Here is a 14138-nt window from a genome sequence, read left to right as displayed (position 1 = left end):
TTTGAAAATAACCCTCCGAAAGTCTGACTTAACTTTGTTTTGGCTGGATTTTGTCTTATCTTTGCGACGCCTAACAAAATAAGCCTCTTTAATTTCTATGGAAGGGATTCCGTTTGGATTTATTTTTATCCTGCTCGGCTTCTTTGCCGTTGCTATTGTGTTGACTATCATTGCTATTGCGTGGAAGCAGCGCAAGTTGCAGCGACTTACCAACCCGCGTAAGGATTATTACAGGAAAAAGGAATAACCGATTTTTCCTCTTTTTTCGACACGCCCGCATGCAAAGCGGGCGATTTTTTACGTTTCTTCTTCGTAAATCGGATTGTTTTTGTAAATTTGCACGATTGTATGCCGATGAAACGAATACTCACTACACTTTTTTGCGCCCTGCCCCTGCTGTTTTGCGGTTGCTCGGAGGAGGAGGACATCCTTCCCGAACAGCGTACGAAGATCGTGTCGTTCCTCGAAAAGAGCCATGCGCCGACGCTGATTCCGGATTCGCAGCTCGAAGAGGGCAGCACGCAGGCATTCTACACGGTTTCAGGCAATACGGTATACAGGTATATCGATAATTTCTACCGGGAAAACCGGGACAGCAATCCGGAGGTTACCGCCTCGGCGAAGGTGACCATTACCTTTCGGGCCTACATTTTCAACTATGCGACTATCTCCGATACCACCGCGCCTTTCTACACGAACGATCCGAACTGGCAGAAGGCCCTGGAGGATGCGGGGCTGACGCCCGGAGCGTGGTCGTTCGAACCGATTACACTCGATATGCGCGGCGACATACTAAACGGTCTCCGGCATGCGTTACTTGGTTGTCGCGAGAATGACCAGGTCGAAGCTTACATGACTTATAACATGGCTTTCGGGGACAAATATGTGAGTGTAATTCCGAAAGAGAGCCCTGTCGCCTGGTTTTTCGAGATCAGCCAAGTGGAATACGACGAATAAACAGAACACCGAATATATAGAATTGCAGAACAAGATATGAAGTTGATCACCCGTTTTCTCTACCTCTCGGCAGCCGGCATCATGCTGCTGACATCCTGCGCCAAAGAGCAGACCGAGTCGTACGACAAATTCGAGAACCAGGCCCTCGAGGCGTGGATGACGCAGCACCGCAAGGACCTGCTGAAGAACTACCAATCCGAAGGCGGTTACTACGTCGAAGTCCTTGAGGCCGGAGATGCGCAGGCTGCCCCGGTAAACGATACCGCCTGCTGGGTGAAATTCGATTTCTCGGGCCGCGACCTGAGCGGCAATATCGTTCTCACGCGCCGTGCCGGCGAGGCCTACCAGGTCGGAACGTTCACCAAATATACCCACTATGTGCCTTTCTACCGCTATTGCGGTACGGAGAATACGAGCCTGATGGAGGGGACTTACCTCGCCATGCGCAATACGCTGCACCTCGATCCGGACTATGCCGCTTCGAAGGAGGTCGATCCCGAGTTCCTGCTGCGTGAAGGCTCCAAGATCCGGCTTTACATGCCTTCGCGCATCGTCGGTTCCGGCGGCGTGGAGGGCGACGGCGGCTATGAGGGCCAGTTTACGCTCAGCTCCAAGCGTCCGTTCATCGTCGAAATGGAGATTTGCGATACGGTCAAGAATCCGCTGGAAGCCGAGGGTACGGTGGTCGACGCATTTTGCGAGGCCAACGGCGGGGTCGTGATGTTCACCAAGGACGGCGAGGACGATTCGGAGAAGCGTCCGACCGATCCCGAAGACGAAAAGCATCCCTACAAACGCGCCGAGCGCTGGGTAAGCGCCTGCGACACCGTGGCACAGCTCTATGTCGATGTCCGCTACGATCCGTCCAAGGAGATTGCCGGCGATAAGTTTTCCTTCTCGTTCCCCGTCGGAACGAAACGCAATGAGCCGTACAACGTAGACTTCGAGCCTTACAACGGTTCCGACTTGGAAAAGAAGATCGCTGAGGCGCTCGTAAAACGGTTCCACGGCGAGGGCGACGACTACGAAGCCTATAAGGGTGTTGCGGACCTCGAAGCCGACTCCGTCGGAATGGAAGGCACGGCCAAGATCTGGTATATCGGCCGCTTCCTCGACGGTTTCATCTTCGATACGAATATCGACGAGGTGAAGCAGATTATCTACGGCGAGGTGCGCTCAACCGGTTCGGCGCACTCGTACGACGTGCAGAATCCCGATCTGATAACCGCATTCTATTATACCGTTCCCAACCTCAAATACGGCCAGTGGGCGGCGTTTATCACCACGTCGACCAATGCCTACGGTACGACCGGCAAAAGCGGCGGTACGAATACGTCCACTTCGGGCGGTTATACGTCGAGCTACTACGATTACCTGAACTACCTGAACTATTCGCAGAGCTATTACGGCAATAACGGCTATTACGGCGGTTATTACGGCGATTATTACGGTTACGGCGGTCTGGGCGGCTATGGTTACGGCGGCGGTTATTACGGCGGTTACGGCGATTACTACGATTCGGGCGAGACTACGACCACGACCGAAGTGTATACGGATATTCCGCCCTTCACGCCGATGATTTTCCAGATCTACATCGAGCCCGAGGAATAAATCTTCTGCCGGCTGCGGAAAGTTTTCCGTGCCCCGGAAAAATAAAAAGCTCCTGCTTCGGCAGGGGCTTTTGTTTTGTAACTGTGGGACTTCCGCTTTTTTTCGTTCTGCGGCTATATTTATTGCACTTTTTCAGGCAGAAATTTTGCAGTTCCGCAAAATTGTATTAACTTAGTTGTGCAGAACTATCAACCAAAAATTCAACGGATATGATTATCACATTTAACGAGTTGCGCCGTATCAAGGACCGGTTGCCCAGCGGCAGCTCGCAGCGCATTGCAGATGAGTTAGGAATCGATGTAGACACAGTCCGCAACTACTTCGGAGGCAAGCATGAGGCAAAGGAATGCGTCGGTGTGCACTTCGAAGCGGGGCCGGACGGCGGTGTTGTCACGTTGGACGATACGACGATTCTCGACGTTGCGATGCGCATCCTGAGCGAGCAGTAACAGCTATACGATTTATTTGTCCGGCATCTGCCGGTAAGGGCCTGCGTTGAGCAGGCCTTTTTGTTTTCAATTCTTCTGCCCGCCTGAACCCTGCTTCTTAAGCGGGCTGTCAAAATGCCGTGCGACAACCCGCTGCATGGCATTCTTTCTGCCATCCGGCTGACAATTTGGCAGAGATTGCCGATTGGTACGACCTTTGTTCGATTTAAGGGCGTAACCGGCAGCCGGAGTCCGAAGAAGCCCGGGCCTGCCGAATACGAAACCGAAAAATAAACAATTAAAACATATTTATTATTATGGCAAAGATTATTGGTATTGACTTAGGAACCACGAACTCCTGCGTAGCAGTGATGGAGGGCAACGAGCCCGTTGTAATCCCCAACTCCGAGGGACACCGCACGACCCCGTCGGTCGTGGCGTTCACCGCCGACGGCGAGCGTAAGGTCGGAGACCCCGCAAAGCGTCAGGCTATCACCAACCCCAAGCGTACGGTCTTCTCGATCAAGCGTTTCATGGGCGAGGCTTACGACAAGGTGACCTCCGACATCGCACGCGCTCCCTATGCGATCGTCAAGGGTGACAACAACACCCCGCGTGTCGACATCGACGGCCGCCAGTACACTCCGCAGGAGATTTCGGCCATCATCCTGCAGAAGATGAAGAAGACGGCCGAGGACTACCTGGGTCAGGAGGTTACGGAAGCCGTCATCACGGTTCCGGCTTATTTCTCCGACTCGCAGCGTCAGGCTACGAAGGAGGCGGGTGAGATCGCCGGCCTGAAGGTCCGCCGTATCATCAACGAGCCGACGGCCGCCGCACTGGCCTACGGTCTGGACAAGAAGTCGAACGACCAGAAGATCGCCGTGTATGACCTCGGTGGCGGTACGTTCGATATTTCGATCCTCGAACTGGGCGACGGCGTCTTCGAGGTGAAGTCGACCAACGGCGACACGCACCTGGGCGGCGACGACTTCGACCACGTGCTGATCGACTACATGGCCGAGGCGTTCAAGGCCGAGCACCAGATCGACCTGCGCCAGGACCCGATGGCCCTGCAACGTCTGAAGGAGGCTGCCGAGAAGGCGAAGATCGAACTTTCGTCCTCGACTACGACGGAGATCAACCTTCCGTATATCATGCCCGTCAACGGCATTCCGCAGCACCTCGTGATGTCGCTTACCCGCGCCAAGTTCGAGCAGTTGTGCGACCATCTGATCCGCAAGACCATCGAACCTTGCAAGCTGGCGCTGCGCGATGCAGGCCTGGATGCCTCGCAGATCAACGAAGTGATTCTCGTGGGTGGTTCGACCCGTATTCCCGCGATCCAGAAGATCGTCGAGGAGTTCTTCGGCAAGACTCCGAACCGCTCGGTGAACCCCGACGAAGTCGTGGCTATCGGCGCGGCTATCCAGGGCGGTGTCCTGACGGGTGAGGTGAAGGACGTGCTGCTTCTCGACGTTACGCCGCTGTCGCTGGGTATCGAGACCCTGGGCGGTGTGATGACGAAGCTCATCGACGCCAACACCACCATCCCGACCCGCAAGTCGGAGGTTTTCTCGACGGCTGCCGACAACCAGCCTTCGGTGGAGATCAATGTTTGCCAGGGCGAGCGTCCGCTGGCCCGCGACAACAAGTCGATCGGCCGCTTCCACCTCGACGGCATTCCCGCCGCACCGCGCGGTGTGCCGCAGATCGAAGTCACGTTCGACATCGACGCCAACGGTATCCTGAACGTTTCGGCCAAGGACAAGGGCACGGGCAAGGAGCAGAAGATCCGCATCGAGGCTTCTTCGGGCCTTACCGAGCAGGAGATCCAGCGCATGCGCGACGAGGCCAAGGCCAACGAGGAGAAGGACAAGGCCGAGAAGGAGCGTATCGACAAGGTCAACGCCGCCGACTCGAATATCTTCACCACCGAGAAGCAGCTCAAGGAGTACGGCGAGAAACTGCCCGCCGACAAGAAGGCCGCCATCGAGGGCGCTCTGGCCAAGCTGAAGGAAGCGCACAAGAATGCCGACGTAGCCGCTATCGATACCGCCATGGCCGAGCTGAACGCCGCATGGCAGGCAGCTTCGCAGGACATCTACGCCCAGCAGCAGGCCCAGCAGGGTGCACAGCCCGGAGCCGACGCAGGCCACGAAGCGCACAATGCCGGCCAGCAGGGCGGCGGCAACGACGGCCAGCCCGAGGACGTGGAGTTCGAAGAGGTTAAGTAAAATCTCCGGGGCGACACCCCGCCAATCATAACGCGAAGAGCGCGGTTCCGGAAACGGGACTGCGCTCTTTTTTTGCCGGGGAGGTAAAAATCGCTATATTCGCCTTCAAAAATTGATTCCGATGGCTTGGTTGTATCTGATTTTTGCGGGGCTTTTCGAGATGGGATGGCCCCTCGGCTTTAAATTGGCGGACCTCAATCCGCGTTACCATTTTCTGTTCCTGGCCGTTTCGGTCGTTTCGATGGGCATAAGCGGCTGGCTGCTGTACTTGGCCCAGAAGACGATTCCGATGGGTACGGCCTATATGATCTGGACGGGTATCGGCGGCGTGGGGACCGTGATCCTCGGGATCGTCTTTTTCCACGATGCCGTGACCTTCTGGCGGATGTTTTTCCTGTCGCTGGTCTTCATCGGCATCGTCGGCCTGAAGATGGTGCACTAGGCCCGTTCCGCCCGCCACATTCCGTAGAGGATCAGCGCCGCGCCGGCCAGTGCTGCGAGGGTAATCCGCTCGCCGATGCAGAGTGCCGCCACGACGATCGTTACCAGCGGATTGATGTAGATATAGTTGGTTGTCCGCACAGCTCCCAGCTTGTGCATCGCGGCGTTCCAGAGCACATAGCAGAGCATTGATGCGACGACGCCCAGGAAGAGCAGGTTGCCCCATACGAGGGGGCGCGACAGCACCTCCCGGCTCACGTCGAAAGGCTGGAAGGCAAAGACCGGAAGGATCGTCAGAAGTCCGTAAAAAAAGACTTTCCGGGTGATGAAAATAGCGGGGTAGCGGCCGCCGATGCGTTTGATTACCAGCGAATAGACCATCCACAGCAACGCCGCCGAGAGCGCCAGCATATCGCCCCGCGGCGAGAGGCGCAACACGAAGTGGCCGTTCAACACCACGAGCACCATGCCTGCGAATGCCAGCGCCGACCCTGTGATTTGCCGCCGCGTCATCCGTTCGCTGCGGTAGAGCAGGCTCAGCAGTACGGCGGTCCATACCGGAGCCGTGCAGACGATCAGCGAGACGTTCGAGGCCGGGGCGTATTCCAGGGCGATGTTTTCAGTCAGGAAATAGAGCGATCCGCCGCTCAGTCCTGCGGCTGCCAGCAACAGTTCGTCGCGCAGGTTCGCGGCCCACAGGCGCTTGCGGGCGAAGGGCCAAATGCAGACGTAGGCCATGGCGAAGCGCAGGAAGAAGATCTCCGCCGGGGTCAGCGAATTGGCGATGAGGACCTTCGTCGAAACGAACGTCGCGCCCCACACCGTCACTGTGAACAGCGCCGCAATGTGGTATTTGTATTCCGTGTATTTTGTCATGCGGCTCCAAAAATACGGATTTTTTGCCGTTTGACGCCATTTTCCTCCCTTGCGGGCCCTATTATTTAATTCTTTTTTTCTATCTTTGCGTGCTATTGTGCGTAATGACAACAATTACAACAAATAATAACAACTATTTTTTACTCAAATGCAAAGTAAAGGTTTCATTAAACTCATTGCGGTCCTGCTGGCTCTCGCTTGTGTTTATCAACTCTCGTTTACGTTCAAAACACGTGGCGTAGAGAAGAAGGCGGCTGCTTATGCCGCGCAGTTCCCCATCGACCAGCGGGCCGATGCGGAGCAGCATTACCTCGATTCGGTGCAGAACCTGCCGGTTTACAACCTGGGTTTCCGCAAATTCACCTACAAGGAGTGTAAGGAGAAGGAGCTGAACCTGGGTCTGGACCTCAAGGGCGGTATGAACGTCATGCTGGAGGTGCAGGTCGAGGATGTCGTGAAGGCATTGGCCGGCGACAGCCAGAACGACCCCGCTTTCATCGAGGCGATCGGCGTGGCCAACGAGGCAATGAAACAGGGCTCTTCGACGGACTATGTATCCGATTTCGTGAAGGCGTATTCGCGCATTTCGAACGGCCGTCCCATCGCCGAGCTTTTCGTAAGCCCCGATCGTAAGGACATTACGCTCGAAAGCTCCGATTCCGATGTCGAGAAGATCCTCAAGAAGGAGACCGAGGCCGCTATCGGTGCTTCGTTCAACGTGTTGCGCAGCCGTATCGACCACTTCGGCGTTACGCAGCCCAACATCATGCGCCTGCCCAACTCGCACCGCATCCTGGTCGAGCTTCCGGGCGTGAAGGAGCCGCAGCGTGTCCGCGACCTGCTGCAGGGAACCGCATCGCTGGAGTTCTGGACTACCTACGACGCCAACGAAATCTTCCCCGCTCTGTCGGCAGCCGATAAGCTCATCAAGGCCGAACTGGCACAGGCTCCCGCAGCCGGCGCTCCCGAGACTACCGTTGCCGAGGCCGCCGTTGCCGCTGAAACCCCCGCTGCCGAGGCCGACGGCCTGATCGCCGAGGTCGGCGCCGCCGATTCGACCGCTACGGCCGAGAGTGCCGTACAGGAAGGCAACTTCGACCGCGCCGTGAACCCGCTTTTTGCAGTCCTCAATCCGCGTTATGCAGGCGGAGCCGCTATCGGCGCCGCCTATAAGGCCGACATGGCCGCTGTCAACGAGTACCTCGCCCAGCCCGCCGTCCGCGAGTTGTTCCCCGCCGACGTTCTGTTCAAGTGGGGCGTCAAGGGCGACGACAAGATCGACGGCCGTTTCTACCTCTATGCCATCAAGGTTTCGACGCCCGACGGCAAGGCTCCGCTCGACGGTTCGGTCGTTACGGAGGCCACCGAGCAGTACGCCCAGCGCGGCGCTACGGCCGAGGTTTCGATGACCATGAACGCCGAGGGTACTTCGGAATGGTCGCGCATGACGGGCGAGAACATCGGCAAGTGTATCGCTATCGTTCTCGACGGCTACGTATACTCCGCACCCCGCGTCAACTCCAAGATCGACAAGGGACAGTCGCAGATCACCGGCGATTTCACCATCCAGGAGGCCAAGGACCTTGCCAACGTGCTCAACTCGGGTAAGGTTCCCGCTCCCGCCAAGATCATCCAGGATACCGTCGTAGGTCCTTCGCTGGGCCAGGAATCGATCAATGCCGGTATGCTTTCGTTCGTGCTGGCCTTTATCCTCGTGCTGTTGTACATGGGCCTGTTCTACAAGACGGCGGGCTGGATGTCCGACATCGCGCTTCTGACCAACGTCTTCCTGCTGATGGGCGTGCTCGTCTCGTTCGGGGCCGTGCTGACCCTTCCGGGTATCGCGGGTATCGTGCTGACGATGGGTATGGCCGTCGATGCGAACGTGATCATCTACGAACGTATCAAGGAGGAGCTTCGCGGCGGCAAGGGCCTTTCGCTGGCCATCAAGGACGGTTTCTCGAAAGCCTATTCGGCTATCATCGACGGTAACCTGACGACCATCATCACGGGTATCGTGCTGTTCATCTTCGGTAACGGTCCGGTTCAGGGCTTCGCTACGACGCTGATCATCGGTATCATCACCTCGTTCTTCTGCGCCATCTTCATCACGCGTCTCTTGATCGAATGGATCGTCGGCAAGTGGGGTCATATCTCCTTCTCGCGCAAGTGGTCGGAGAACTTCCTGAACAATACGCGTTTTGATTTCATCCGCGTTCGCAAGGTCGCTTACTACATCGCCGTCGCCCTGATGATTCTGTCGTGCGTTTCGTTCTTCGCCCGCGGCCTGAACCTCGGCGCCGAGTTCACCGGCGGCCGCGCTTACGTTGTTCGCTTCGACAAGGCCGTTTCGGCCGAAGAGGTGCGTTCGAACGTAGAGAAGGCTTTCGCCGAGATTGCCGATGCCGACGCTTCGGCGATCAGTTCCGAAGTCAAGCAGTACGGTAAGGAGAACCAGATGCGCATCGTGACGCAGTACCGTTACGACGATACCTCGGACGAAGCTACGGCCGAAGTCGAGCAGATCATCTACAACGCGCTGAAACCGCTCTACACCTACGACATCACCTTCGAGCAGTTCCGCAATACCCAGACCGACGAAAACGGTATCCTGACAGCCGACAAGATCGGCCCCTCGATTGCCAAGGACATGACGTGGAACGCCATCTACTCGGTGCTCTTCTCGCTCATCGCCATCGGTCTCTACATCACCTTCCGTTTCAAGCGCTGGCAGTGGGCTACGGGCGCTACCGCAGCCCTGGCCTTCAACGCCCTGCTGATCATCGGTATCTTCTCGATGTTCAACGGTCTGCTGCCCTTCAACCTGGAGGTCAACCAGGCGTTCATCGCCGCGATCCTGACGATCATCGGTTACGCCATCAACGACACCGTGGTGGTCTTCGACCGTATCCGCGAATACCTGGGCCTGTATCCCAAGCGTAACCTGAAGGAGAACGTGAACAACGCCATCAACTCGACGCTGTCGCGTACGATCAACACCTCGGGTACGACGCTCGTGACGCTGCTGGCTATCTTCTTCTTCGGCGGTGAGACGATCCGCGGCTTCATCTTCGCGCTGATCATCGGCGTGGTCGTAGGTACGGCTGCCACGATCTTCCTCGCAACGCCGATCGCTTACGACTTGATGACCAAACGCGCCAAGATCGACGAGGAGAAGTAATACCTCTTTATATACGACAGAAACGGACCGCGCCCAAAGGTGCGGTCCGTTTTTTTTACATCGGCGACGGTCTGCGGCCCCGGACGTTCAAATAAATTTGGCATTGCTCCCGGGTTGTATTATCTTTGCAATACAGATATTATGTCCCGCATTATGGAAAATTGGTTGAAATGGATGCACCGCTACGTGTCGCCGGTCTTTTTGGCGCTGCTCGTCGCGTCGTTCATCCTGTGGTATATCGCGAAACTGAGTTATACGTACACCACCGAACAGATCGTCAGGGTGAGTGTCGACGGACAGCCTTTCGAGGTGACGTGCGTGGTCGAGGGCGTCGGCACGAACCTCTTCGGCTACCGGGTCTATATGAGCAAGACGCTGCGTATTCCGTTTGCGGAACTCAAGACGAAACGTTCGCACGAGGAGGGGCACGAAGGTAAACTCATCATCGACCCCCAGTCGTTGCAAAATGCCCTCGCAACGCGCTTCAGCGACATCAAGATCATCTCTGTCGGCGACATTCCCGAAATCAACACTCCTGAGAACCCATGATGAAGGTCGGAATCACAGGCGGCATCGGCAGTGGCAAGAGTACTGTCTGCCGCCTTTTTGCATTGCGGGGCGTTGCGGTCTACGACTCCGATGCCGGGGCTAAGCGATTGATGACCGCCGATCCGGACCTGCGTGCGCGCATCTCTGCCCGCTTCGGCGCCGAAGCCTATTCGGAAGGGGAGCTCGACCGCGCTTACCTCGCCGGGAAAGTCTTCTCCGACGCACAGGCCCTCGCCGACCTGAACGCCATCGTCCACCCGGCTGTCCGGGCCGATTTTGCGGCATGGGCCCAGCGGCAGGAGGGCGACTATGTGATCCTCGAAAGCGCCATCCTGTTCGATGCAGGATTCGACGGCGATGTCGACCGCACGGTCGCTGTCCTTGCACCGCAGGAGCTGCGTATCGAACGCACCTGCCGCCGCGACAAGCGTGATCCCGAAGAGGTGCGCCGCCGCATTGCCGCCCAGATGGACGACGATGTGCTGAGCGAAAAAGCCGATTACGTCGTAGTCAATATTTTCGAGGAAGACCTCGAACCCGCCGTTGTGAAACTCGATCGTATTTTCAGCCATGAAGCCCGTAATGCCTGATTTTTCCATACCGCGGGTGATGGCGATCCTGAACGTCACCCCCGATTCGTTTTATGCCGGCAGCCGTACCCCGGAGGCCGAAGCCATCGAACGGCGCGTCCGTGAGGCGGTGTCCGAAGGGGCGGAGCTGATCGATGTCGGAGGGTATTCTTCACGCCCGGGGGCCGGGGAGGTTTCGCCCGATGAAGAGTGGCGGCGCGTGACACTAGGCGTGGAGACCGTGCGGAGGGTGGCTCCCGGCATGGCCGTTTCGGTCGATACCTTCCGCTCGGAAGTCGCCGCGAAAGCCGTCGATACGTTCGGCCCGCTCGTCGTCAACGACATCTCGGCCGGGGAACTCGACCCTGAGATGCTCTCCGTCGTGGCGAAATACGGCGTGCCGTACATCGCGATGCACATGAAGGGCGACCCCAAGACGATGCAGTCGCAGACCGACTACCGGCGCGACATCACCACCGAAGTCGTGGACTACTTCCGCCGCCGTACCGAAACGATGCTCGCGGCGGGTATCCGGCGGGAAAATATCGTTCTCGATCCCGGGTTCGGCTTCGCCAAGACCACGGAGCAGAACTACGAATTGCTCGCGGGCCTGCACCGCCTCTGCGCGCTGGGGTATCCCGTGCTGGCTGGCCTTTCCCGTAAGTCGATGATCTATAAGGTGCTCGATGCGACACCCGCCGAATCGCTCGCCGGAACCGTTGCCCTGGGCTGGGAGTGCCTGCGCCAGGGTGCGGCGATTTTGCGTGTCCACGACGTGCGGGAGGCTGTGGATACGATCCGGCTTTTCGAAGCATACAGACAAAACCGTAGATAGTTATGGCAAACGAACGACCTGCGGCGAATGCCGCGGAAAAATCCCCCGGAAAACCGTCCGGCCGGCGCAGCGGACACCGTTCCGGCCGTTCGGGTCCTCGTTCCGGGCAATCGGGGAGTGCCCCGACCCGGAAACCGGGTCGCTGGACCTGGCGCGAATATATGCTTCAGTTGTCGGTAGTGATCCTCGGTATCGTGATAACTTTTGCGGGCAGCGGCCTGATCGAACGCTGGCAGCGCCAGCGGCAGGTTCGCACGACTATGTTGTTGGTTTATGAAGAGTTGAAAACCAACCTCGGCCTGCGTGACAACTGCTGCGAGAAGCTGCGTTTCGATCAGGACGGAATGCTGATGTTCGATCATTACGGACGGAACGTAGACCTCATACCGATGGATTCGCTCGACCGTTACGTGTCGCTGCTGGGCACGATGCGCAGCGTCGAAGTTCAGAACGACGCTTTCGAAGTGTTGAAAAGTTCGGGTGTGATTCAGTTTGTCGGGGATAAGGAGTTGTTGATGCAGGTGTTGGGCTGTTACCGGCAACTGGGGACTTTTGCGGACCGGGTCGATTCGTACAACCAGAGCAAGATAAATGCGATAAACCATTTTTCCGCCAGCGATGTCCATGCCGATTTTCATATGGACTCGCGCCAGTTGTGGCGGGCGCTGCTCCGTGATCCGCTGTGCAACAGTTTCATCGGCATGTCGACCTACTATGTCGGCTATCCCGACTATCTGCGGAGCGACATTGCCGGTGTCGCGAAAACCATTGCCGCCATTAACGAAAAATACCGTTTCGAATGATAAAAGTCACGGATATACACAAGTGTTTCGGCTCGCTCGAAGTACTGAAAGGCGTTTCGCTCGACGTGGCCGCGGGCGAAGTGGTCTCTATCGTAGGGGCCAGCGGAGCGGGTAAGACCACGCTTCTCCAAATCATCGGCACTTTGTCGCGCCCCGACAGCGGGCGCGTGGAGATCGACGGCCGCGATGTTTCGGCCTTGGGCGACAAAGCCCTGTCGCAGTTCCGCAACGAACACATCGGCTTCGTCTTCCAGTTCCACCACCTGCTGGCCGAATTTTCGGCCTTCGAGAACGTCTGCATCCCGGGGCTGATCGGCCGGCGTCCCCGTGCCGAGGTCGAACGCCGCGCCGCGGAACTGCTCGGCATGATGGGGCTTACGGCACGCCGCGACCATAAACCCGGACAGCTTTCGGGCGGTGAGCAGCAACGCGTGGCCATCGCCCGCGCACTGGTCAACTCGCCTGCGGTGCTCCTGGCCGACGAACCTTCGGGCAACCTCGACTCGCACAACCGCGACGAAATCCACCGCCTGTTTTTCGACCTCCGGGAACGGCTCGGCCAAACAGTCGTGATCGTCACCCACGACGAAAACCTCGCCGCCATGGCCGACCGGAAGATCACCATGTCCGACGGGCTGATCCTCTGCGGCGAAACGGTCCGGTAACATGAAGAAACTGCTTTGGTTGCTCTTGCTAGGTCTTGTCGGCTATGGCCTGTGGGACATCGTGCGCGAAGTGCGCGGGAGCTGGACCTCGGACTATTCCCGAACCTATTCGCACGCTGTCGGGCAGACCATGTGCCGGGCGTTCGACTCGCTGAACCTCAGTGGGCGGAATATCCGCATCGGGGTGCTGGACGCGGGTTTCGGTGGATTCCGCACCAACCGCTGGACGCAGTCGCTGCATGTCGCCGCCTGGAAGGATTTCACGGGCGGTGGGGACGATGCCCTTTTCGACGCCGGTTCCGAGGACCACGGCACGAAAGTCTGCGTCAACCTCGGAGGGCGTTCGGGCGATACGATCTGCGGATTGGCATGGGGTGCGGTGTATTACCTTGCGAAAACGGATTGCGCTCCGGTGGAGCCGCGCGCCGAAGAACAGCAGATGATCCGCGGCATCGAATGGCTTCTCTCGCACGATGTCGACGTGATCTCTTCGTCGCTCAGCTATACGACGTTCGACGATTTCGACGGCTATACGCCCGGAATGCTCGATGGCCGCACCTCGGTGCTCTCGCGCTACCTCGACAGCCTGCTTACGGCGCGTCCCGACCTGGTTTTCGTGCAGAGCGCAGGCAACGAGGGCAACAAAAAATGGCGGTATATCTGCTTTCCGGCCGATGTCCGGCAGGTCATTACCGTCGGGGCGTGTGACTTCGGCGGTGATTCGCGTTACCGTTCCAGCAGCGTCGGACGCGAGGATGCCGGTTATGTAAAACCCGATCTGGTCGTCGGAGCCTCCCCGATAGGCACTTCTTTCTCGACTCCCGTCATCTCGGGCCTCTGCGCCTGCCTGCTCGAATACCGCCGTATGGAGCGCGAATCGCTGATTCGCCTGTTGCAGGCTTCGGCGACGAATGCGGCCGCTCCCGACTGCGAAATTGGTTACGGCGTTCCCCGAACCGAATTTATTCTGAAACAGCTTCGATAGT

The 14138-nt window shown here is 57.8% G+C and carries 14 protein-coding genes; 13 read left to right on the top strand and 1 reads right to left on the bottom strand.

Annotated elements, in window-relative coordinates:
- Positions 1-97: 97 nt before the first annotated feature.
- The 6 genes from I2E69_RS09055 to I2E69_RS09030 all read left to right on the top strand — a co-directional run bounded on the left by I2E69_RS09055 (position 98) and on the right by I2E69_RS09030 (position 5675).
- On the top strand, positions 98-247 hold the full coding sequence (locus tag I2E69_RS09055) for a hypothetical protein (protein ID WP_195460873.1): 150 nt from the start codon (positions 98-100) through the stop codon (positions 245-247).
- Positions 248-354: 107 nt separating this feature from the next.
- Entirely contained in the window at positions 355-957 is a 603-nt protein-coding gene (locus I2E69_RS09050) for a hypothetical protein (protein WP_195460872.1), read from the top strand.
- 36 nt (positions 958-993) lie between these two features.
- On the top strand, positions 994-2568 hold the full coding sequence (locus I2E69_RS09045) for a hypothetical protein (protein WP_195460871.1): 1575 nt from the start codon (positions 994-996) through the stop codon (positions 2566-2568).
- A 209-nt stretch (positions 2569-2777) separates the two neighbouring features.
- Positions 2778-3017, top strand: coding sequence for a DNA-binding protein (locus tag I2E69_RS09040; protein WP_195460870.1), 240 nt, complete (start codon positions 2778-2780; stop codon positions 3015-3017).
- A gap of 296 nt (positions 3018-3313) precedes the next feature.
- On the top strand, positions 3314-5233 hold the full coding sequence (dnaK, locus tag I2E69_RS09035) for a molecular chaperone DnaK (protein WP_195460869.1): 1920 nt from the start codon (positions 3314-3316) through the stop codon (positions 5231-5233).
- A 121-nt stretch (positions 5234-5354) separates the two neighbouring features.
- Positions 5355-5675 (top strand): DMT family transporter, encoded by a 321-nt coding sequence (locus I2E69_RS09030; protein ID WP_195460868.1) that lies wholly within the window; start codon positions 5355-5357, stop codon positions 5673-5675.
- Here I2E69_RS09030 and I2E69_RS09025 read toward each other — a convergent pair.
- A complete protein-coding gene (locus I2E69_RS09025) occupies positions 5672-6550 on the bottom strand; it encodes a DMT family transporter (RefSeq protein ID WP_195460867.1) in 879 nt (292 codons plus the stop codon). The two genes, I2E69_RS09030 and I2E69_RS09025, sit on opposite strands and share 4 nt — an antisense overlap.
- 148 nt (positions 6551-6698) lie before the next feature.
- Between I2E69_RS09025 and secDF the strand changes: the two genes are divergently transcribed.
- From secDF to I2E69_RS08990, 7 genes are all read left to right on the top strand, one after another.
- A complete protein-coding gene (gene secDF / locus I2E69_RS09020; RefSeq protein WP_195460866.1) occupies positions 6699-9731 on the top strand; it encodes a protein translocase subunit SecDF in 3033 nt (1010 codons plus the stop codon).
- A gap of 153 nt (positions 9732-9884) precedes the next feature.
- Positions 9885-10280 (top strand): hypothetical protein, encoded by a 396-nt coding sequence (locus I2E69_RS09015; RefSeq protein ID WP_195460865.1) that lies wholly within the window; start codon positions 9885-9887, stop codon positions 10278-10280.
- Positions 10280-10870: a dephospho-CoA kinase gene (gene coaE / locus I2E69_RS09010; RefSeq protein ID WP_195460938.1), complete on the top strand. Its 591-nt coding sequence runs from the start codon at positions 10280-10282 to the stop codon at positions 10868-10870. Before I2E69_RS09015 ends, coaE begins: the two co-directional genes overlap by 1 nt.
- A gap of 19 nt (positions 10871-10889) precedes the next feature.
- A complete protein-coding gene (gene folP, locus I2E69_RS09005; protein ID WP_195460939.1) occupies positions 10890-11684 on the top strand; it encodes a dihydropteroate synthase in 795 nt (264 codons plus the stop codon).
- Positions 11685-11845: 161 nt separating this feature from the next.
- Positions 11846-12487: a hypothetical protein gene (locus tag I2E69_RS09000; protein WP_195460864.1), complete on the top strand. Its 642-nt coding sequence runs from the start codon at positions 11846-11848 to the stop codon at positions 12485-12487.
- Positions 12484-13152, top strand: coding sequence for an ABC transporter ATP-binding protein (locus tag I2E69_RS08995; RefSeq protein WP_195460863.1), 669 nt, complete (start codon positions 12484-12486; stop codon positions 13150-13152). The genes I2E69_RS09000 and I2E69_RS08995 overlap by 4 nt, the downstream gene beginning before the upstream one ends.
- A 1-nt stretch (position 13153) precedes the next feature.
- On the top strand, positions 13154-14137 hold the full coding sequence (locus I2E69_RS08990; RefSeq protein WP_195460862.1) for a S8 family serine peptidase: 984 nt from the start codon (positions 13154-13156) through the stop codon (positions 14135-14137).
- The last annotated feature ends 1 nt before the right edge of the window (position 14138 follow it).

The sequence above is a fragment of the Alistipes sp. D31t1_170403_E11 genome (assembly GCF_015553985.1).
GTDB lineage: Bacteria > Bacteroidota > Bacteroidia > Bacteroidales > Rikenellaceae > Alistipes > Alistipes montrealensis.
This window is presented reverse-complemented; position numbering and strand designations above follow the sequence as displayed.